This window comes from Dielma fastidiosa (genome assembly GCF_000313565.1).
Lineage (GTDB): Bacteria > Bacillota_I > Bacilli_A > Erysipelotrichales > Erysipelotrichaceae > Dielma > Dielma fastidiosa.
Genome location: NZ_HE578928.1, coordinates 86,899 through 108,000, shown reverse-complemented (window position 1 = coordinate 108,000; position 21,102 = coordinate 86,899). Strand labels below are relative to the sequence as shown.

22 protein-coding genes and 1 pseudogene are annotated in these 21,102 nt (G+C 38.5%); 13 read left to right on the top strand and 10 right to left on the bottom strand.

Going from position 1 to position 21,102, the window contains the following annotated elements; genetic code table 11:
- Nucleotides 1-5 precede the first annotated feature (5 nt).
- The 5 genes from DAHG_RS12395 to DAHG_RS12375 all read left to right on the top strand — a co-directional run bounded on the left by DAHG_RS12395 (nucleotide 6) and on the right by DAHG_RS12375 (nucleotide 7,145).
- Entirely contained in the window at nucleotides 6-1,541 is a 1,536-nt protein-coding gene (locus DAHG_RS12395) for a DUF3604 domain-containing protein (RefSeq protein ID WP_022938665.1), read from the top strand.
- 2 nt (nucleotides 1,542-1,543) lie between these two features.
- A complete protein-coding gene (locus DAHG_RS12390; RefSeq protein WP_022938664.1) occupies nucleotides 1,544-2,908 on the top strand; it encodes a sulfatase family protein in 1,365 nt (454 codons plus the stop codon).
- 132 nt (nucleotides 2,909-3,040) lie between these two features.
- Nucleotides 3,041-4,912, top strand: coding sequence for a phosphocholine cytidylyltransferase/choline kinase family protein (locus DAHG_RS12385; RefSeq protein WP_022938663.1), 1,872 nt, complete (start codon nucleotides 3,041-3,043; stop codon nucleotides 4,910-4,912).
- Nucleotides 4,909-6,447, top strand: a complete 1,539-nt coding sequence (locus tag DAHG_RS12380; RefSeq protein ID WP_022938662.1) for a BCCT family transporter — start codon at nucleotides 4,909-4,911, stop codon at nucleotides 6,445-6,447. Before DAHG_RS12385 ends, DAHG_RS12380 begins: the two co-directional genes overlap by 4 nt.
- Nucleotides 6,444-7,145: an NTP transferase domain-containing protein gene (locus tag DAHG_RS12375; RefSeq protein ID WP_022938661.1), complete on the top strand. Its 702-nt coding sequence runs from the start codon at nucleotides 6,444-6,446 to the stop codon at nucleotides 7,143-7,145. The genes DAHG_RS12380 and DAHG_RS12375 overlap by 4 nt, the downstream gene beginning before the upstream one ends.
- 56 nt (nucleotides 7,146-7,201) lie before the next feature.
- Here the strand turns inward: DAHG_RS12375 and DAHG_RS12370 are convergent, their stop codons facing one another.
- The 3 genes from DAHG_RS12370 to DAHG_RS12360 all read right to left on the bottom strand — a co-directional run bounded on the left by DAHG_RS12370 (nucleotide 7,202) and on the right by DAHG_RS12360 (nucleotide 8,506).
- Nucleotides 7,202-7,393: a hypothetical protein gene (locus DAHG_RS12370; protein WP_022938660.1), complete on the bottom strand. Its 192-nt coding sequence runs from the start codon at nucleotides 7,391-7,393 to the stop codon at nucleotides 7,202-7,204.
- Nucleotides 7,372-7,965, bottom strand: coding sequence for a hypothetical protein (locus tag DAHG_RS12365; protein WP_235696045.1), 594 nt, complete (start codon nucleotides 7,963-7,965; stop codon nucleotides 7,372-7,374). The genes DAHG_RS12370 and DAHG_RS12365 overlap by 22 nt, the downstream gene beginning before the upstream one ends.
- Nucleotides 7,966-8,134: 169 nt before the next feature.
- On the bottom strand, nucleotides 8,135-8,506 hold the full coding sequence (locus tag DAHG_RS12360; RefSeq protein ID WP_022938658.1) for a hypothetical protein: 372 nt from the start codon (nucleotides 8,504-8,506) through the stop codon (nucleotides 8,135-8,137).
- Between the two features lie 126 nt (nucleotides 8,507-8,632).
- Between DAHG_RS12360 and DAHG_RS12355 the strand changes: the two genes are divergently transcribed.
- Nucleotides 8,633-9,163 carry a TetR/AcrR family transcriptional regulator gene (locus tag DAHG_RS12355; RefSeq protein ID WP_022938657.1) on the top strand — a complete coding sequence of 177 codons (531 nt, stop codon included), beginning with the start codon at nucleotides 8,633-8,635 and terminating at the stop codon, nucleotides 9,161-9,163.
- A gap of 178 nt (nucleotides 9,164-9,341) precedes the next feature.
- The gene (galE, locus tag DAHG_RS12350; protein ID WP_022938656.1) at nucleotides 9,342-10,340 is read left to right on the top strand and encodes a UDP-glucose 4-epimerase GalE; all 999 of its coding nucleotides are present in this window, start codon (nucleotides 9,342-9,344) and stop codon (nucleotides 10,338-10,340) included.
- 54 nt (nucleotides 10,341-10,394) lie between these two features.
- On the opposite strand, the gene DAHG_RS12345 is transcribed toward galE, so the two are convergent.
- Nucleotides 10,395-11,261 (bottom strand): hypothetical protein, encoded by an 867-nt coding sequence (locus DAHG_RS12345; protein ID WP_022938655.1) that lies wholly within the window; start codon nucleotides 11,259-11,261, stop codon nucleotides 10,395-10,397.
- A gap of 203 nt (nucleotides 11,262-11,464) precedes the next feature.
- On the opposite strand from DAHG_RS12345, the gene DAHG_RS12340 reads away from it, so the two are divergent.
- The 5 genes from DAHG_RS12340 to DAHG_RS12320 all read left to right on the top strand — a co-directional run bounded on the left by DAHG_RS12340 (nucleotide 11,465) and on the right by DAHG_RS12320 (nucleotide 15,057).
- Nucleotides 11,465-12,619 (top strand): helicase-related protein, encoded by a 1,155-nt coding sequence (locus DAHG_RS12340; protein WP_022938654.1) that lies wholly within the window; start codon nucleotides 11,465-11,467, stop codon nucleotides 12,617-12,619.
- Nucleotides 12,591-13,223, top strand: coding sequence for a ComF family protein (locus DAHG_RS19570; protein WP_022938653.1), 633 nt, complete (start codon nucleotides 12,591-12,593; stop codon nucleotides 13,221-13,223). The genes DAHG_RS12340 and DAHG_RS19570 overlap by 29 nt, the downstream gene beginning before the upstream one ends.
- 55 nt (nucleotides 13,224-13,278) lie before the next feature.
- Nucleotides 13,279-13,476 carry a cold-shock protein gene (locus tag DAHG_RS12330; RefSeq protein WP_022938652.1) on the top strand — a complete coding sequence of 66 codons (198 nt, stop codon included), beginning with the start codon at nucleotides 13,279-13,281 and terminating at the stop codon, nucleotides 13,474-13,476.
- An 83-nt stretch (nucleotides 13,477-13,559) separates the two neighbouring features.
- The gene (locus DAHG_RS12325; protein ID WP_022938651.1) at nucleotides 13,560-13,757 is read left to right on the top strand and encodes a cold-shock protein; all 198 of its coding nucleotides are present in this window, start codon (nucleotides 13,560-13,562) and stop codon (nucleotides 13,755-13,757) included.
- 76 nt (nucleotides 13,758-13,833) lie between these two features.
- On the top strand, nucleotides 13,834-15,057 hold the full coding sequence (locus DAHG_RS12320; RefSeq protein WP_022938650.1) for an MFS transporter: 1,224 nt from the start codon (nucleotides 13,834-13,836) through the stop codon (nucleotides 15,055-15,057).
- A 272-nt stretch (nucleotides 15,058-15,329) separates the two neighbouring features.
- Here DAHG_RS12320 and DAHG_RS12315 read toward each other — a convergent pair whose 3' ends face one another.
- From DAHG_RS12315 to DAHG_RS12300, 4 genes are all read right to left on the bottom strand, one after another.
- A complete protein-coding gene (locus DAHG_RS12315) occupies nucleotides 15,330-16,547 on the bottom strand; it encodes a tyrosine-type recombinase/integrase (protein WP_002835202.1) in 1,218 nt (405 codons plus the stop codon).
- 81 nt (nucleotides 16,548-16,628) lie between these two features.
- A complete protein-coding gene (locus DAHG_RS12310) occupies nucleotides 16,629-16,832 on the bottom strand; it encodes an excisionase (RefSeq protein ID WP_000814512.1) in 204 nt (67 codons plus the stop codon).
- A 456-nt stretch (nucleotides 16,833-17,288) separates the two neighbouring features.
- Nucleotides 17,289-17,519 (bottom strand): helix-turn-helix domain-containing protein, encoded by a 231-nt coding sequence (locus tag DAHG_RS12305; protein ID WP_000857133.1) that lies wholly within the window; start codon nucleotides 17,517-17,519, stop codon nucleotides 17,289-17,291.
- Nucleotides 17,516-17,938 (bottom strand): sigma-70 family RNA polymerase sigma factor, encoded by a 423-nt coding sequence (locus DAHG_RS12300; protein ID WP_000804599.1) that lies wholly within the window; start codon nucleotides 17,936-17,938, stop codon nucleotides 17,516-17,518. Before DAHG_RS12300 ends, DAHG_RS12305 begins: the two co-directional genes overlap by 4 nt.
- Nucleotides 17,939-18,441: 503 nt before the next feature.
- Between DAHG_RS12300 and DAHG_RS12295 the strand changes: the two genes are divergently transcribed.
- Nucleotides 18,442-18,795, top strand: coding sequence for a helix-turn-helix transcriptional regulator (locus DAHG_RS12295; protein ID WP_001227347.1), 354 nt, complete (start codon nucleotides 18,442-18,444; stop codon nucleotides 18,793-18,795).
- A gap of 59 nt (nucleotides 18,796-18,854) precedes the next feature.
- Here the strand turns inward: DAHG_RS12295 and DAHG_RS20945 are convergent, their stop codons facing one another.
- The gene (locus DAHG_RS20945; protein WP_000336323.1) at nucleotides 18,855-19,022 is read right to left on the bottom strand and encodes a cysteine-rich KTR domain-containing protein; all 168 of its coding nucleotides are present in this window, start codon (nucleotides 19,020-19,022) and stop codon (nucleotides 18,855-18,857) included.
- 118 nt (nucleotides 19,023-19,140) lie between these two features.
- Nucleotides 19,141-21,059: pseudogene (gene tet(M), locus DAHG_RS21885) on the bottom strand (tetracycline resistance ribosomal protection protein Tet(M)).
- Between the last annotated feature and the right edge of the window lie 43 nt (nucleotides 21,060-21,102).

Genomic DNA, 21,102 nt, shown 5'->3' with positions numbered 1-21,102 from the left:
GGACTATGGAAAACAAATATAAGATTTTGTGGACGGATATGCACAGCAATATTCACCATGAAGGAATGAGTGAGCTTCCTAAATGGTATGCGCATGCCAAAAGCATGCTTGATTTCTGGCCGATTGCTTATTATCCGTATTATATGCGAAAGCTGCCTTCAGGAATGGGGGTAGAGGATATTCATGATTTGGATAAGGTAAAGGCTGACTGGGAGGAACTGAGAAGCTTTGTGAATAAGGCTAATGCTGAGGGCTGGCCGATGTTTATGGGTTATGAATGGCAGGGCAGCGGTCTTGACGGCGATCATAATGTATTCTTTAAAAATAATGAGAATGAGATTGCCTTCCCGCTTCGTTATCAGGAACTGTATGAATTATATAAGGATAAAGATGCGATTGCTATTCCGCATCATTTAGCTTATCAAAGCGGCAGCCGCGGTAAGAATTGGGATACGCATATTGAAGCCTTTTCACCATTTGCGGAGGTTTATTCTTCACATGGCTCCAGTGAAAATGATTATGGTAGCATACCGATGAACCGTCATGTGCATATGGGCCCAAGAGTTGGTGCCAACAGTGTTGAATCAGGGTATAAACGCGGTTATCATTTTGGCTTGATCGCTTCCGGTGACAATCACTCAGTACCGGCAGTCAGTGAATTTGGCAGTATGGCAGTCTTAGCTGAAAATAGGACGAAGGATGCCATATGGGAGGCGATGCAGAAACGTCATGTCTATGGTGTCAGCAATGAACGTATTAAATTAAGAATGGATCTTGACGGAGCCATGATGGGAGACTGTACTTCCTTTAAAGAAGCTTCAGAGCTGAATCTGAATATTGAAGGCAGCAATGCGTTAGACCGTATTGAAGTCATTGTGGATAATGATGTGGCAGATATCATTAACTGCAATCATCGTTCATCTAAGCCTGAAGGCAAGGTTCACTTTAAGTTCAAGCTTGAATTTGGCTGGGGACCGGATCGCCGTGTATTCCCGGATATCGCTTCAAGAAAGTGGCATGGCTGTCTGCATACCGAAGGCAGCATCTTAAGTGTGGAAAATGTCTGGAATACGATGGGACAGGCTATTCTGCATCAGGATGAGAATGATTTTGAATTTGAATTAACGACGTATAAGACAACACAGACCGGTAAATGGATGGGTTCAGCGGCAATTACGACCGAAGGCTTTATCTTTGAAATAGAAACAGCCGCGGATGAGGTATTAAAGCTGAATGTAGATGGTATTGATTATGAATTGCCGGTGCAGTCGCTTTTAAATGATTCGATGCTGTTCAGTCTTGATGAAGAAGCGAAGCGCTTGATCTATGACACTTATCAGGAGGAGAGCTTTTACCGCAATGATACATGGTGGCATAACACTTATAAATTTAAGGCGAATAAAGCGGCTGTAAAGGCTGATTTTATGTATCAGGGTACAACAGTTCTCGATCTTTCAGCGGCTCATCATGTTCGTGTCAGAGTGCATCAGAAAAATGGCTGCATGGCTTGGAGCAGTCCAATTTTCAATAAGGAGTCATAATTATGAATCTCCTTTATATTCATACGCATGACAGCGGACGTTATTTCAGCCCTTATGGTTATTCAGTGCCGAGTGATCATCTGCTTGCTTTCGCAAAGGATGCGACAACGTTTACGAATGGTTACTGTGTCAATCCAACCTGCTCACCAAGCCGGGCAAGTATGCTGACTGGCATCTATCCGCACCAAAACGGCATGCTGGGATTAGCTCAGCGCGGTTTTGGCTTGAATGATACGGATCAGCATTTATGCAACTTCTTGAAACGCAATGGGTATCATACGGTGCTTAGCGGAATCCAGCATGAGGTGGATTTCTACACCAATGTGGAAGCGTCAAAAACTATCGGCTATCATGAGGTATTGACGCATGATCCCTTTGTCTATCAGAAAGAGGATTACCACCTTTGGGATCAGGAAAACGCTCAGGCAGCGGCTGACTGGCTGAAGCATGCTGATCATGACCAACCATTCTTCATGAGCTATGGTATGCATTCCACACATCGCCCATTCCCATTGGAAATCAGTGAAAGGGTGAATGAGAATTATGTGAAGCCTTGGCAGCCGATATTTAATAATGCCGAGAACCGCCATGATACAGCGCAATATCTCACCTCAGCTCAGCATGCCGACGAATGCTTTAAGATCGTAATCGACGCGTTGAAGGAAGCTGGCTGCTATGAGAATACCATTATTCTATTTACAACCGATCACGGTGTCGCTTATCCATTTAATAAATGCTATTTAAGCGATAAAGGAACTGGTGTTTCTTTAATTATGAGAGTTCCTGATTCCCTTGAGAAAGGGAATGTCTGCGACGCGCTGGTTTCACAGATTGATGTGTTCCCAACACTTTGTGATCTATTGAAGCTGGATCAGCCTGATTATTTGGAAGGCAAATCATTCAGCAACTGTTTCTATGGCTTACCCGCCGGTGATGAATATGTATACTCTGAAATTAATTTCCATACCTCTTATGAGCCATGCCGGGCAGTCAGAAGTGAGCGTTATAAATATATCCGCTACTATGACCGCACTCATTTGTTTGTTAATCCAAGCAATACAGACAGCAATAAGGTCAAGGATTTCTATATGGAAAATGGCTATGCCAGCTATCCTAAGGCAGAGGAAGCATTTTATGATCTGATTTATGATCCGGATGAAATGAATAATCTCATCGATCATGAAGAACTGCATGAAATCATTGATGAATTCAGAAACCAGCTTCATGAATTTCAGGTAAAGACGAACGATCCGTTATTAAATGGCCCGCTGCCGGTAAAACCGAGCTATAAGGTCAATAAACCTGACTGCATTGAAGCGTCCAGTAAAAATCCTGAAGATTATTTATCTGAAGGCAAATTCTATTAATCCAACTTGCAGCGTTCCTGACAAAGGGCGCTGTTTTTATAATACTTTGAGTTCAAAAAATGAACATGTACTTGACATCTCGCTCAGCCAGTGTAAAATAGACTTGTACAAAAAATGAACAGGAGTGATTTCATGGATAAAATTTATCAGCTTCTAAAATGTTTAAAGAAAAGTGATACATCGACACAGCGTGACATTGCGAAAGAAACAGGTTTCTCTTTAGGCATGGTCAACACCCTGCTGAAAAATATGGAGGAACAGGGCCTGATCACCATTCATGCGAAAAAGGGCCGGTTTGAATATGAGCTTACTGAAAGCGGCAATGAATGTCTGGAAAATATTCTGCGTGAAAGACAGATGGATAAGCTGCAGCTGACTGTGAAATCACAGGATCTGCATACGGCTGTCATTCTGGCTGCCGGTCAAAATAAGGATTTTAATATCCCTGTTGGTTTCTTAACCATTGAAGGTGTATCCCTGATTCAGCGTATCGTTGATATCCTGCTGGATCATTCAATCACTAAAATTATCATCGTTACCGGTTATCAAAAGGCAATGTATGAGGAAGCCTTTAAGAATCAGCGGGAAGTTCAATTTGTGGAAAACAGCCGTTATAAATGGACGGGAACCATGGCCTCACTGGCTTGCGCGGCACCACTTATTGATTCTGATTTCTTACTGATTGAAAGTGACTATGTATTTGAAAAAGCGGTAGTAACCGCCTTGCTTGAAAATGAAGCGCCGAATTGTCTGTTTGTCAACGCGCCGAGGGGCAGCGGTGATGAAGCCTTTGTGGAGCTGGATGAGCATAATGATTTATATCGTATTTCAAAAGATATCCATGAATTAAATCATATTGATGCTGAATTATGCGGTGTGAATAAAATCAGTTATTCAATTTATAAAAAAATGTTGAATATATTTGATGAAAATAAAAATCCATATCTGAATTATGAATATGTTATTGAAAACCTTGGCCGTTTGTATAAGATTACGACCTGCGGCATCGATGATTGTATCTGTATGGATATAGATAATCAGAAACAGTATAACGATATGGTCAATATCTATTTCCCTAAATTAAAGAAGAAAGAGAATGAACGCAATCTGCTTCAATTAAAGAAATTATTTATCGAAGTCATGGGGATTGATGAAAAGGATTTTATCAGTATTGAGGCTGCTGGTGGGATGACAAATACTAATTATAAGGTAAAAACAACCAATAACCGTTATATTCTGAGAATGCCGGGACGCTGTACCGAGACGATGATCTCCCGCAGCAATGAAAAGGTAAATGGTAAATTTGGTTATCTGCTTGGTTTAAATGTTGATACGGTTTATTTTAATGAAGCAAGCGGCGTTAAAGTAAGTATTTATATTCCAAATGCGAAAACGATGACTGGACCGACGGTGCGTCTGGAAAAGAATATGAAGCTGACAGCGGCGCTGCTGCGTAAGCTGCATACAAGTGAATGTGAATTGAAGGGCCGCTTTAATGTCTTTGATGAATTAAAGAAATATGAAGATTTAATGGCTGCTTCACATGTAACACCTTATGAGAACTACGATCAGGCCAGAGCCTTTATGGACAAGCTGGCTGTCGTGATGGATCGATTAGGCTGGAATCTGAAGCCGTGTCATTGCGATCTGGTTGCGGAGAATCTGATTAAGGATGAACATGGAAGAATGTATCTGATTGATTGGGAATACGCGGGTTTTAATGATCCGATGTGGGATCTTGCCGGTCATTTTGTTGAATGTGAATTTACGCCGAGTGAAGAGGAATTGTTTGAATATTACTATACTGAGGGCAAAGGCTTGAGTGCTGTTGAAAAAGAAAAGATTCAGTTATTCAAAATTACTCAGGATATTCTTTGGTCGGCATGGACCATGGCCAAGGAAGCTAATGGCGAAGATTTCGGTACTTATGGCATCGACCGTCTGAACCGCGGCTTACAGGCTATTGAAGTATTCTGTAAGCAATATGAAAGGGATCTGTTATGAAAAATTTTAAACTAGATAAGAGTATCGACTGGGTGATTACAATCTTACCCTTAGTCATTATCGGCATTATTTCATCACTGCTCATGCTGTTTCCGCAAGCCAGCGGTGAAGTGATTAATACCTTGCGTAATTTATTTGTCAATGAATTTGGTTTCTTTTATATCCTGCTGGGTCTGGGGATTCTGATTGCGGCTATCATCATGGCTTTCAGCCGCTTTGGCAATATAAAATTAGGCAATCTGGATAAACCGCGGTATTCAACATTCAGCTGGGGTTCAATGATTTTTACCTCTACGATGGCTGCGGATATCTTATATTGGTCATTATGTGAATGGAGCTATTACTACACAGCGGCGCCTTTTGGCATGGAAAATATGACGGCGGCTCAGCTGCAGGATTGGTCAAGTGCTTATCCGCTGTTTCACTGGGGACCCATTCCATGGGCGTTCTATATCCTGCCAGCCTGTGCCTATGCTTATATGTTTTTTGTAAAGGGACGTAAGCGTCAGACGTTATCGGAAGCTGTAAGACCGCTGCTTGGCAAACACAGCGATGGAAAAGCGGGCCGTTTGATTGATGTCTTCGCTGTCTGCGGTTTATTAGCTGGTACGGCAACTACCTTTTCATTAGCGACACCGCTTCTGTCAGGTGCGCTGGCAAAGATTTTAAATATTGAGACGAGCCATTTCCTTTCAATCGCGATCCTGGCAATTATCTGCTTCGTTTTCATGGTTGCGGTATTAAAGGGAATGAAGGCCATCAGTTATCTGGCTAATTTCTGTGTTGTCGTATTTGTACTCTTATTAGCTACATTTTTAATTGCCGGGCCAAAGGTTTATATCATTGAAACAGGTATTACCGCGATTGGCAAGGTGATCAATAATTTCTTCAATATGGCTACCTGGATGGACCCATTAGGCATCAGCGGCTTCCCTCAGGATTGGACGATTTTCTATTGGGCGTATTGGATTGCATGGTTTGTTGCTACACCATTCTTCATTGCGAAAATATCGGAAGGCAGAACGATTAAGCAAACCATCTTAGGCGGTTTGGCGTGCGGCTTAGGCGGAACGTTCACATCCTTTATTGTATTCGGCGGTTATGGTTTATATCTGCAGACACATGGTATCTTAGATGTAGCCAGCATGATTGCTTCTGGCGTAGCACCATCTGCGGTAATCTTAATGATTTTTGATCAGCTGCCCATGACCAATCTTGTATTGGGTATATTGATTGTCGCAATGATTGCCTTCTATGCCAGCACCTTTGACGCGATTACGATGGTTGTAGCCAGCTATTCAGAGAAAATGCCTGAACATCAGGATGAACCGCGGCGAAAGCTAAGGGCATTCTGGTCGGTGGTCTTCTTATTGCTGCCGGTGGCCTTACTATTCTCAGACTCAACCTTAAGCATGCTTCAGACAATAGCGATTATCGCGGCTTTCCCGTTGGGAATTATCATGATCATGGTCGTTGTCAGCTTTGTAAAGGATCTGCGCAAGGATCATCCGCAGATTGAGGGAGATATACGATGAATGCATTATTATTAGCAGCCGGACTTGGATCGCGGTTTAAGGAAATAACAAAGCATAATCATAAGGCATTGCTGCCAATCGGCGGCATTCCTAACATTGAGCGAACCATCGGCTATCTGCATGAGGCTGATATTACCGATATTACTATTGTTGTAGGTCATATGGCTGAATTATTTGATTATCTGAAAGAAAAATATCAAGTAAAGCTTGTCTATAATGAACATTATGCTGATTATAACAATCTCTATTCAATGGCTAAAGCACTGCCGTATTTCAGTGATACGGTGGTGATTGATGCTGATGTTGTCCTGCTTGATCAAGTTCTGTGTCCAATGAGTCAAAGCGCTTATTATACAGTACAGCGGAAAGCCGGGCCTGATTTTGACTGGTGCCCCAAAGTTGAGAATGGACGGGTAGTCGCTATGGATATTACGGACGCTTATCGGCCGAGTATGCTTGGCATTTCTTATTGGAACGCTCATGACTGTGAAATCATTAAGGCGGAAATTGAACAGCGATTAAAGGACAGCGCCAATTATCTTGATCCTAAAAAATATTGGGATAATGTGCCTGTAGATCTTTTAGATGTACTTAATGTCGGTGTGCATCAGGTTGATGAATCACTGGTAGATGAGATGGATACGGTAGAGAATTACCATGATATATGTGCTAAATTTGATGATTTTATGAACCGGTAACACCGGTTTTTTATTATAAAAAAACAGTTTTGAACATCCAAAACTGTTAATTAAACTTATGCTTTTTCTTTTCGTAAGCGGGCTTTAGCTTCTTCAATTGTTTCATCGTCTTTGGTTAAATAGCGATCAACAAAGGCGTCTTCTATTTTAGTATAACCGCCGACTACTGAATCCTCTATTTTTTCAAATGTTCCAACGACCTTTTCTGCGATCTTTTCATTCGCTTTTATGATTTTTGATTTTGCCATAATGCTGCACCTTTCTTTTTTATTCCTTTCTTTATCATCGATATTCCTAATGCTAATATAAATAAACAGACAGCGGCACCAGTTAAAATGTTCATCAGGGCTGTGTTTGCATCACTCATGGTACCAAATGAAACAAGCATCGAACGCTGTAAAGTTAATACCGAAGCAGCGACATCGCTATAACCAATACAGCGAATTACCGCAAGTAATGGCGAGGGGTTATTGCGCTGTGTAACTGCGCGTAGGATGGCCATAGTGATTTTATAAAACGTATAAGCGGCTATGGTTATCATGATCACAGATTCGTATTTTGCGGCGATGTGTTCAGTCAGACTAAGATAAATGACGCCAATTAAAACAAAGCTCAGTGCTGAAAGCAGGATGCCGGTTAATGTCATCACAAAATATTCTGCGTCAATGGAAATTTTAGAATGATTCTTTCTTTCACACAAAATAGCTGAAAAACGCATGACGCTCAAAATAGTATAGTAGGCACACATGGTAATAAACCACAATGACTGATTGGCTATGCCCAGTGCGCCATGTACCAGTGCATATACTAAATTTACCATGAAGCTAAAAGCTGCTGATAAGATAATTCGGGTACGCTGATCGTTTATGGTATGCCTGCCGAGATTTGTGACTTCAATTCTGCTGTATATTTTTTGCTTGATGCCCATGGTTATAAATTTTGACATTTAAGATAATGGTTTAAATTCACCCATATTTTCAAGTAACGCTTTATTCTTTAATGCCGGTTGTCAAAGGAATCAAACCAAGCAGCAAAACAATACCAATCAGTCCGATAATAATTCCCTGAATCATTTTACCCCAGACCATGCTGAAACACATGCCAATACCTAAAGCTAAAGCACCAATTACACCCACCATCACCATGAGGAATGTTTTTGCTGTGATTTGGACAGGTTCTTTGTGTTCCATTTTCCGCCATAGAATCCATGTGATTAGTCCGAGCAGAAGTCCGACACAGCCAAAGACAACACCCGGCTGAAAGGCTCCCCATTCTTTTATCATTGCCATACACATACCAAGAGCAAATAGAACCGTGCTGATGGTTCCTAAACCTAATGCGACAAAACTGCTTTTTTTCATTTGAATACCTCCATCTGTATTAAAGCAACAGTTGTTGTTTTAATACAAATTCAGTATAATTGTAATAACCGACAGAAACAATCATCAGTTTGATGCGAAGTGTTGGAATAATGGGAGAGGGAACCAATGAACACAAAAAATAATCGAAGGCGCCGTGAGTCAATGGAACGTATTCAGAAAGTCTTTATTGAATTGCTGCAAACCAAAGAACTTCATGAGATAAGTGTTTCAGATATTTGCAAGCGCTGTGAATTAAATCGCAGTACGTTTTACGCTAATTTTGTAGATATTTATGAGCTTGCAGACAAGGTTAGAGAAGATTTGGAGCGTGAAGTGAATTTGCTTTATGAAGCGGAAACAACACAAGGCTTTAACAGCAATGATTATTTAAAGCTGTTTTATCATATCAAGGATAATCAATTATTCTACCGCACCTATTTTAAGCTAGGTTATGATAATCAGTTTAAGCTTGAATATTATGACATTCATCAGGCAAAACAGCATTTTGACAATCGGCATATTGAATATCATGTCGAATTTTTCAGAAGCGGCTTTAATGCGATCGTGAAAAAGTGGCTTGCCGGCGGTTGTAAAGAGACACCGGAAGAAATGGATGAAATCATTCGCGGTGAATATCGCGGGCGGGTTTCAAAATAATAGAGCAGCAGTGATGTGTTTGTTTTTCATAATGCTGATTGATGGACTTTTAATGATAGTGTTTACAGTTTTAGAAATATTGGCTTTTACTCTTCATTTACTGTTTCTTAACATAAATTTTATATCATAAAAGATGGAATGTTGTTATAATGAATACAGTTGAAAGCGAGGAAAGAATATGAAAATATTAGTTACCGGTGGAACAGGCTATATTGGTTCTCATACATGTGTGGAATTATTGAATGCTGGTTATGAAGTTGTCATTATTGATAATTTGTATAATTCAAAATTAGAGGTAGTAGATAAGATTGAACAGCTTACAAATAAGAAATTTGCTTTCTATGAAAATGATGTTTGTGATGAAGAAGCGGTAAGACGTATCTTTACGGATCATAAGATTGACGCGGTAATTCATTTTGCGGGTTATAAAGCAGTTGGTGAAAGTGTTGCGAAGCCTTTGATGTATTATCAGAATAATCTTGATTCTACAATCGTATTATGCAAAGTGATGAATGAGTTTAATTGCAAACGCATTGTATTCTCATCAAGTGCTACGGTTTATGGCGATCCTGCATCATTGCCGATCAAGGAGGATTTTACGCTTTCTACAACGAATCCTTATGGTACGACAAAATTGTTCATTGAGAGAATTCTGACGGATCTGCAGTATGCGGATAAGGAATGGAGCGTTGGTTTGCTGAGATATTTCAATCCGATTGGCGCGCATGAATCAGGATTGTTAGGGGAAAGTCCTAATGATATTCCTAATAATTTAATGCCATATATTGTTAAGGTTGCTAACAAAGAGCTCCCGCATCTGAATGTCTTTGGTGATGATTATAATACACCTGATGGCACAGGGGTTCGTGATTATATCCATGTTGTTGACTTGGCATTAGGTCATATCAAAGCTGTTGAGAAAATCGCTCAGGGAAGCGGTGTGAAGATTTATAACCTTGGTACTGGTAATGGTTTCTCAGTGCTTGATTTGGTGAAAACCTTTGCCCGTGTGAATAATATTGAGGTTCCATATAAGATTACAGACCGCCGTCCTGGTGATATTGCGGCTTGTTATGCTGATCCAACAAAGGCTAAGGAAGAACTTGGCTGGAGCGCACAAAAGGGCATCGAGGAAATGTGCCGTGATGCTTGGAATTTTGTGCAAAAACAAAAATAAGTTGAATATATAAAGAAAACGCATTTCTGATTTGAATGCGTTTTTTTAATTGCATCACACATCGAGATTAATTTTAATTCTGCGGCCGCCATTTACGCCAACAATATAGATTTGAATGATTAAATAATATTGATTATCCTGCTTATAGATGAGAGAGCTATCGGTAATAGGTAAGTCCATTTTATTGAATTCATCTGCTGATCTAAGTTTAAAACGCTGAATGCTGTCATCTAAAGATGAATCTGAAAGTTCATATCCTAAGCTTGTCAGCTTTTCGATTGCTTTATCCGTAAGTGTTTCATAATCAGGAACTAGTTCAGAATTTGATAATAACTTGCCTGTTTTTATGTCAATATTAAAGACACGATATTCATATGGCATGCTGCCGGCTCCCCAAAGAATATGATTTTTGGTTTCGACAATTGAAAGTACATCATCATTTTGATAAATATCATAGAATACAATATCAAATTCTTGCAGATATTCATTATCTTCAGGAATTCCGTAATTAGCATATCGTATCGATTGAACAGCAAACTCATAGCTTGTTTGAATATCTAGAGCTAATTCATCAATTCCTGCATCATCAAAACCGGAAAAAAGAATCTCTTCAGCACCCACTCGATTATAAGGAAGATAAATATCATTTAGATAATCAAGTTTAAGTGTTTGTTTTTCATCATGTGGAAATACTGTTCTATAATGCTCAATGAAAGCACCGTTATCTAAAGTGAATTTTTCAATTAATTCTTTATGCAGCGTTTTATCGAAAACAGGCTGTTCTTGATTTTGTTGTGAATTCTTAGTGGGTGTTTCTACCTGTGGTTCTACATGGGAATCATTGGAAATGTCTTCATTCGCAACAGAGGTGCAGCCAATTAGTATAAATAAAACAAGATTTAAGACGATTAATTTTTTCATAGGGATTACCTCTTGATACAATTATCATATGCTTTATAAGATTATTTGAAAAGATATTAAATGAATCACACTAGAATGAACAGTATAATGCCTTCTTGACTAAATTTTTACTTGCAGCAATGATTTCAGTACTCAATGACCATCAACCCATATAATTTTTAGACTTATCTTATTTTCTTGTATATATATAGGTGAGGTGAAGCATGAGATGTGAACGCTGTCAGAATACTGATCCCAAATATTTCTACAATGATAAGGGAACTTATTATTGCCGCCGCTGCATTGCATTCGGACGGCTTGATGTAGGAATAGTTCCCAAGGCTTATACATACGTGCCAAAACGTCATCGCTGTAATTATGATCTTGAGTTTCAGCTGACTGATCAGCAATTAAAGGCCAGTAAGGAAATAGTGGCCCATCTTGCAGCGGGTTATGATGTTCTGGTTTATGCGGCATGCGGTGCGGGCAAGACTGAATTAACGATGGAGCCTTTGAAACAGGCACTGAATGCGGGGAAAAAGGTAGGCATAGCGATTTCACGCAGACAGGTTGTTTTAGAAATTGCCCAGCGGATGCAGAGGGCATTTAAGACGTTAAAGGTTGTTCCGGTTTGTCAAGGTTTTACTGAGATTACTGAGGGTGATCTGATTGTCTGTACGATGCACCAGCTTTATCGCTATCATCAAGCCTTTGATTTACTTGTTATGGATGAAGTCGATGCTTTTCCCTATAAGGGAAATGAATTGCTGGCGGCAGTTGCCAGAAATAGCTGTAAAGGGAGGATTCTTTATCTGACAGCTACGCCTGATTCTGCCATGCAGAAAGAGGTAAGCGAGGGCAGGCTGAAGATGGTCGAATTGTTCCAGCGGCCGCATGGTCATCCCTTAGTTCTGCCCCTTATTAAACAGCTGCCTGTGCCTTTGCAGTTGGTCAGTCTATTAATGATTATGCGTCAGCAGAAAAAGCCGATGTTGATATTTGTGCCGACTATTGACTTGGCACAACGTTATGGACTGCTCTTTTCACCGCTTTTTCACTGTGCGTCACTGACCAGCAAGACAATTGAAAAGGATCAGATTATCAGCAGGCTGAGAAAGCGTGAGCTTGATTTCATCTTCACCACAACCATTCTTGAACGCGGCATCACGATTCCCGGCGTAGATGTTGTTGTTTTACAAAGTGATCATCCTGTCTTTGATGAAGCATCATTAATACAAATTATCGGCAGGGTTGGCAGGAGTCGTGACTGCCCTTCAGGAATGGGTGTTTTTTACTGTATACGGAAAACAACGGCAATCAAACGCTGTGTGCGTGCTTTGGAGAAAATGAATGAAACATTGGTGTCCAATCTGTTTTAAATCTGTGGATGAGCATCAGCCTTTTATGCGCTGGCTGAAGGGAGGGGATGGTATCTGTGGTAAATGCCGGGCAAATTTTGAGGAATGCAATGAAAATTATCAGCTTCATGCACTGAATATTCACGCATTTTATTATTACAATGATTACGTTGAGAATCTGCTTTTTCAATATAAAGAGGGGCGTGATATTGCTCTTGCAGAAGTTTTTTTGGCAGCAGTGCGTGAAGAATTGTTCGACAGATGCCGACATAAGGTGCTGATTCCTATGCCCAGCGCGCAGCAGAAAATAAGTGAGCGTGGGTTCAGCCATCTGCACGAGATGCTGAAGGGAATGGATATTGAGTGCTGTGATTGTCTGGTAAAAAGTGAAGATTACAAACAAAGTCTACATCGCGGAAAATCAAGAGGTCAGATCAAAGATGTTATGAAGCTTAAATCAGCAGCTGAAATTCCTACCAAAAAACTTGTCCTATTTGATGATGTCTGTACAAGCGGTTCAACATTGCTGGCGGCATATGATTTATTGCGTGAATATAACGATCAAATCACGGCCGAAGTGATTTGCGTTCATCGTCATTTTGTCGAAACCTGCGATGAAAATTAGTTGTATCAAGTCAGAGCGTCTTCTATACTAAGGGTGCATGGGAAAGGAGTACAGTATGCAAGGTAAAGTAAAGTGGTTTAATCAAGAAAAAGGATTCGGATTTATTGTCGGTGAGGATGAGAAAGAATACTTTGTTCACTATTCACAAATTCGTCAGGAAGGCTTCAAAACTTTAGAGGAAGGCAACGCTGTGGAATTCGAAGCTGCAAGCGCAGATAAAGGGCTTCAGGCACGCGATGTACGCAGAAAATAAAGGTTGCAATTTGACGGATTTAAGCTATAATATTAATATGTAGTTGGATAGCAACATCATAGAAAGGTATAGGAATAAAAGAAATGCAAGGAAAAGTAAAAATGTTTAACCAAGAGAAGGGTTACGGATTCATTACATTAGAAGATGGTAAGGATGTATTCTTCCACTATTCTCAATTAATGATGGAAGGTTTCAAAACTATCGAAAATGACACACCAGTTGAATTCGAAATCGTTGAAACTGATCGTGGTCTTCAAGCACATAATATCGTTAAACTATAAAAAAACAAAGGAAAGCGGGCAACCGCTTTTTTCTTGCGGTTTGGGCAATTAGTTGATGATTAAGGGGATTTAAATTATGAATTATTTAAACAGGAACAGAAATCTAATACTGCTTTTATTATCATCAATCATCAATAAATTTGGAGATGTTTTCTTTGATTTATTTATTATTTGGGAAATAACGATTAGGTATAATAACATCATGGATGCCGTTTACCTTTTAAGCGGATCGATATTATTCAGAGCTGTTTTAGCAATGTTCTCAGGTATTATTGCCGACCGTTTTGATAAGAAAAAATTGATTTTATTCGCTAACCTATCCTCCATCATCATTATATTATCATTTGCCTTTGGCTTTAATTACTATATAAGTAATGTTAATGTTTGCCTGCTGTTAATTTTGGCTAATAATGTCAACAATGAAATCTTTTATAGAAGCAGTTTAGCTATGGGTGCCGAATTTTCTGATAAATTAACATTTATACGATTTCAATCAATGATTGGTATTGCTAATAAAATCATCGATGTTATCGGCTCAGCCATCATCGGCTTGCTGATTGCTTTAATCCCTTATTCTGCTATTTTCTTACTTGATGTTTTAACTTTTATTTGCTCATCATTATTCGTTATGCAAATACATTATGTTTATCAGAAACGTAATATCACAATGCATCGTAAACACATATTCCAATCTGTCATTGCGGATGTGAAAACTGCAATGAATTATATCTATAAGAAGAAGTATTTCAGATATTTCACACTGATTATGTTTATCTTAAATCTTGCCTATGGCTTTATACCTAATATTCTACCTTTAGTATTTTCCGCAGAGAATAATAATTCAATGACTTTTGGAATTATAAAATCAGCCATAACCTTAGGCAGTTTGCTTGGCTTACTGCTTGTAGCTAAGTGCGGCAATAAGGTCAGCCGCTTATTTAAAATCAGTATGATTGGCTGTGCAATGTGTATGATTTTCATGATCTTGCCAGTGAACACCTTTTTACTTGTGTTCTTATTTTTAAGCTATGGATTTTTTGATGCGATCACCCAGCCCTTATTCAGTTATACAATATCAAGTATTGATAAAGAAATAAGGAGCAGGGTATTAGGCGGTATAGATACCATTATTTTATTGTCACCAAGCATTGGCATGTTCATGGGGACAGTTATTATGCAGGTGAATCATTGGCTGGGTTTCATTTATTTAGCAGTTATATTTATACTTGCCTTTTTGTTGATGTGCTTAAATGATGACTTGAATCAACTTGAAGTAAAAGATGCAGGCAGTCATAAATAAACCGTATTTTATGTACTAGCATCCTTTATCAAAGATAAATTGTCGTATTTATTTGATTTCCTGATTGTCTTGTTTCCAATTCTCGTAATTTTTAATATAAACAAAGTATAAATTTCTAATTATCTTTTTATATTTTCTTAAATGCTCGTAAAGCCTTATTCTATGTGCTTTCGAGTATTTTTACTGTAGGAAGATACTTCACGTTTCTTTGCATATTTCCTCATGTCTTAGCTGTCAGAAGTGGTAAATAAGTAGTAAATTCATTTGTACTACTAAGCAACAAGACGCTCCTGTTGCTTCTCTTTATTCAAGCGTTTCATCTCTGACATTGCGGAATCAAATGTTGCGTGTGCGTAATAGTTCAGCGTCATGGCTATATTTGCATGCCCCATAATGTATTGTAATGCTTTTGGGTTCATTCCTGCATTTGCATAGTTGGTACAGAATGTATGTCGCAAACTATGTGGAGTGATGTGTGGTAACTTATCATCATTATACTTGTTGTATTTCTTAACAAGACCTTTCATCATACCATTATAGTCACTCGCCACTTTTGGATAGTTCTTTCTATTAAGAAAGAGGAAATCACTATATCCATCAATCTCAACACGCTTATCATTCTTTCGATTCGCTAACACTCGCTTAAATGCTTGATAGGCTTCTTCAACCATAGGAACTTGACGTTCACCACTTTTGGTCTTTGGTGTTTCAATGTAGTACCCAATTTCAGTATCTCTCAATAGCTGATGGTCTATATTGACAAGACGATTCTCAAAATCTAAATCTGGAAGTGTCAAACCACCAAACTCTGAAATACGAAGACCTGTTTTTAAGAGTATCAGAATTTCATCATAATTTTTGCTGTAGGTTTTATCAGCTTTCGCAAAGGCTAACAGTTTTTCTTCCTGTTCTCCTGTTAGTACGGTCTTAGGGACAGTATCATCATCAAGAACTGCATTCAGTTGAAAGTCAAATGGATTCTTCCGAACACAATCATCTTGTATCGCAATGTAGAATGAAGCCTTTAAAGAACGTTTATAGTTATTGATGGTTTGATAGGCATAACCATTTTCACTCATTCTAATCGCCCATTCTTTAGCGTCTGATGGTTTAATACTATCAATACTTCTTGCACCTAACTTGTCTTTCTTCAAAATATCCATAAGATATTTGCGTCCAGTTTCAGTATTTTTTCTAACCTTTGGTCTTTGAGCGTTCTGTTTTGCGTAAAGCTGGCAGAGTGTCATTTTCTTTCCTACAACATCAATACCATCATGAATGTCTTTCTGTAACTCTGCGATTTTCTCCCTAAGTGAGATACAATCACGCTTTCCTGCTGGTACTCTGTCTGTAGCCACAAGTTTCCACGAGTAAACAAATTGCGGTTCTCCAAATGAATCTGTATATTTGTATAAGTATCTTCCGTCTTTTCGTTGGCTCTCTCCAGTCTTTAAAATTCGACCTTTATTGTCACGTCTTTTTTCTGACATGGCATTTGCTCCTTTCCATTATGGAAAGAGCCCTGATACGACTTAATACTATTTTATCATATACAAGACCCTTTGGCTACGCTAGATTGCGTTCAATGTATCTATAATTTTTTCAAATTGTTTTCGTTTAACCTGAATACGATTGCCATTCATAATCAGCCAGTTTGCATTTTTATTTTCTTCTGCCAAACGACGCAGCTTGTTTTCGCCAATACGAAAATATTTTGACGCTTCTTCAATAGTTAGGGTATAACGCTCCCAAATCGGAATGTCAGTCTGCTTCATAAAATCCTCCTTTCCAAATCACTTATTGGATTTCATAAAAGTTGTTTTACAAGCAATCGAACAGCTCTAGCAAAGCTCACGGGAGTTCCACCCCTGCATGGTTCTCATGTAGCCATACTCATTGCCTGCGACGCTTTTAACGCTCGGACTATTGACTGTATGGGAGTATCATTATCACGATAAGAAAGTCGTCGCTGGCAATCCTGCTAAAGATTGTTTTTCGGAACACTAACTGAAACGCTCGCTATCTTTAGAAGATAGGTCATGGCGGTTAGCTCCGTTGGCTCTTTTCTTATCGAAACGTATTCAATTACTTTTATTCAGTTTTCAAAGAACAATGGCTCGTTAGCCTATCAAAACACATTGAAAGCTCAATATGCTTTGATGGAATAACAAACCTCCCTGTTCGGGAAGCGTGGAATAGTATGGCACGCTTCCACGAAAAGAGAGAGGTTATTACTTAATTTCAAATGACAGAATCTTTGTAATCAGTCTGGTTTCCATTCTTCCACGTAAGACTTCATCAACGACCATACTTTGATTGCCATATTCATCTTTCATAAGTCGTAGGGAACGTTTCGTTATGTACCCTCTGTAATGATGTAGAATCTGGTTAATCGCTTCTGTATCGCCATCTGTTGCCTTTACAATGAGAGGAAAGGGAATCATAGGATATTGTGTTTTCATTCTTCAAATTCCTCCATAAACTTTTTGATTAAGGCTAGTCCACTGGTTCTATGCCGATAGACAGTAGAACGGTTCAATTTCAACAGGTCTGCAATTTCTGAATCGCTCATGTCCATAAAGTAAAACAGCAGTAGAATTTCACGTTTCTTGTCTGGCAACTCACGTAATGCTTCACTCAATAAATCATTTTCAACACCAACTGATATTCCATTGAGTGTAAAAATCTGAAAGTCAGTTGAATAGTTATCTGTTGTCGCAAACTGGCTAACAAGATAATCGCCAACATCAGAAAAGGACACTTCACGCTTTGCGATCCTTGAAAGATAAAGCAGATAATTCTTTCGCTCGTCTTCCATAGCACGTTTACAGATATAGTCAAACTGATTTTCTATTGTGGTCTGAAAAAAAGATGGTTTCATGTTTCTCACCCCCTTTCTGTCTAGGAAAGGAAGTGAGCCTTGCTCTTTTATCTCCTTTCACTCTTAGTCCCAATGTGAAAGGGGGATTTGTTGCATTACTGATGAATAAACTTTGTAAAAAAGTTCTGAATAACCAAAAAAGCACACAAACAGATTGATTTCTCTGTTTACATGCTTTTATTTTTCTATCTATATGATTTATAAAACCACATTGGTGGACGTACTTATCTATTGCAGATAGACGACTTTTTTTGATAAATACTCAATGTGGGGAACTTGATTGTATGTGATATACTTCATGGCGACTTTGACCTCCAACAAACCGCCATTTGGAAGTAAGATACAATATTTTAACAGCATAAATAGCACTACCATATAACGGTTTTTTTATTGGCGTTTAGTAGTGCTTTTTATTAAATATGAACCTATAAACTATATAACATGTTTTTCTATACCTGTTTCTAATTCAATAGGAACAGTAAAATGTATAGAGGTGGTCTACTATGCGTAAAAAAGAAGATAAATATGATTTTAGAGCCTTTGGTTTAGCCATTAAAGAAGCTCGATTGAAACGAGGTTTAACTCGTGAACAAGTGGGAGCATTGATTGAAATTGACCCACGTTACTTAACTAATATTGAAAATAAGGGGCAACACCCCAGCATACAAGTTCTTTATGACCTTGTATCGTTACTTCATGTTTCCGTTGATGAATTTTTCTTACCTGCTAATAACTTGGTAAAAAGCACCCGACGATTACAGATAGAGAAATACATGGATAGCTTTACAGACAAAGAACTATCCTTAATGGAATCTTTAGCCAGCGGTATCAACGAAGCAAGAAACATCGAAGACTAATTAAAAGAATCCATACATAACGGAAAGAGCCGATAAAATGAGATTGTATTAATCTCATTTTATCGGCTCTGCGTCTTTGCGTCTGGCTCTGTAATCACAGTTACTTTGAACTGCTTTATTTCAATTAAATTTTCTTGTCTGCATTTCGGACAATAGAGGGGGAATTTTTTTAATTCAGTATCTTCCCTTATCTTTAATCGTGTTTTATTTCCACATACAGGACACAATATCCACTTGTAGTTTATAATAACTATCTCCTCCTTTACACTTTAATTCAAATCTTTATTAAAGAATATTTCATCTTATTTAACAAGAAACCATATTTATATAACAACATAAAATACACTAAGTTATTTTATTGAACATATATCGTACTTTATCTATCCGACTATTTGGACGACGGGGCTGGCAAACAGGTTCACCGGTAGTAACATGGTACCCTTTTAACTCTGTTAAACAAACACTACGTCCATTTGTAAAGAAAGTTAAATCACTACGATATTCTTGAATACACCGAGCAGGGATTTCTCCACTAAGAATGACCTCATTATTTTTCAATTGAGTGTCTACGATGTTCGCACAATATTTAGGAGCATCGTTGTATGCTCGTGAAAGATATTCCTGTGGCGCATAAATTTTAAAACTAAGATATGGCTCTAACAATTCTGTTCCAGCTTTTTTTAAGACTTGTTCCAATACAATAGGAGCAAGCATCCGAAAATCTGCTGGGGTACTAACAGGGCTATAGTATAAGCCATACTTAAAACAGATTTTACAGTCCGTCACATTCCAACCATACAATCCTTGTTCACAGCCATAGCGTATCCCCTCCATAACTGCATTTTGAAACGATTGATTTAAGTATCCAAGAGAAACCGAGCTCTCATACTGTACTCCGCTCCCTAATGGAAGCGGTGCTACAGATAGACCAATGGAAGCCCAGAAAGGATTCGGTGGAACTTCGATGTGAATGGTATACTCTGCTTTTTTTAACGGTCTTTCCATATAAATGACTGTAGGCTCTTTTATTTCTATCTCCACATGATACTTTTCTTGCAGCAGAGCACAAGTCACTTCCATTTGTACTTTCCCTAAGAAAGAAAGTATGATTTCATGTGTCGCAGAATCCACATAATATCGCAGAAGCGGGTCACTGTCGGAGATTTCTAAAAGTGCATCAAGTAACATTTCCCTTTGTTGAGGTTTGCTCGGTTCAACAGTCGTTTGCAGCAGAGGGAGGGGATTTTCAATTCTCTCTCTCTGTGGCAATAGCTTTGTATCTCCAAGAACACTATTTAACTTCAAAAACTCATTCTGCAAAATAACAATTTCCCCGGAATAAGCCTTATCAATTTTACATAATTCACCATTTATTGAAGTATACATTTCTGTAATTTTTATTTTTCCTTTTCCGATATTCTAACCGAATCTCGCAAATGCAGTACGCCACTATAAAGACGTATATATGCAAGACGCTGTCTTTTTTCCGAATACTCAATTTTGAAAACTTTTCCGCAAAGTTCAGACTGACCTCGATGTGTTGATGAATAAAATTTATTCGTAATCACTTCTATAAGGTTATCAATCCCTATATTGTTTTTTGCACTTCCGTGATAAACAGGGAACAGGGAACAATTATGAAATCTTATGCTTTCCTCTTGTTCGAGTTCTAATGCTTCCAATAATTTCCCAGACGTATATTTCTCCAAAAGGTAATCATTTCCTTCTATTACCATATCCCATTGTTCAGATTCGGTAAAGTTCATTACACGCATATTAGGATGCAGTTCTACCTTCTGTTTGATTACAATTTCCGCAGAAAGTTTCTCTTTAATATCCTGATAAACCGTTGATAAATCAATTCCATTTTGGTCAATCTTATTGATAAAAAAGATTGTGGGAATACCTATTTTCCTAAGTGCATGAAACAATATACGAGTTTGTGCTTGTACGCCATCTTTTGCAGAAATCAGTAGAATTGCCCCATCTAATACTGATAATGAACGATATACTTCTGCTAAAAAATCCATATGTCCTGGCGTGTCTATGATGTTCACCTTAGTATTTTTCCACTGAAAAGAGGTTATCGCCGTCTGAATTGTAATTCCTCTCTGACGTTCTAAAAGCGTATTATCCGTTTTCGTTGTACCTCTGTCCACGCTTCCTAATTCTGTAATCGCTCCACTGTTATATAATAAGCTTTCTGTTAAGGTAGTTTTTCCCGCATCAACATGAGCTAAAACTCCAATATTAATAATTTTCATGTGATTTTCCTCCATTCAAAAGCCCAAAAGGGCATAAAAATCC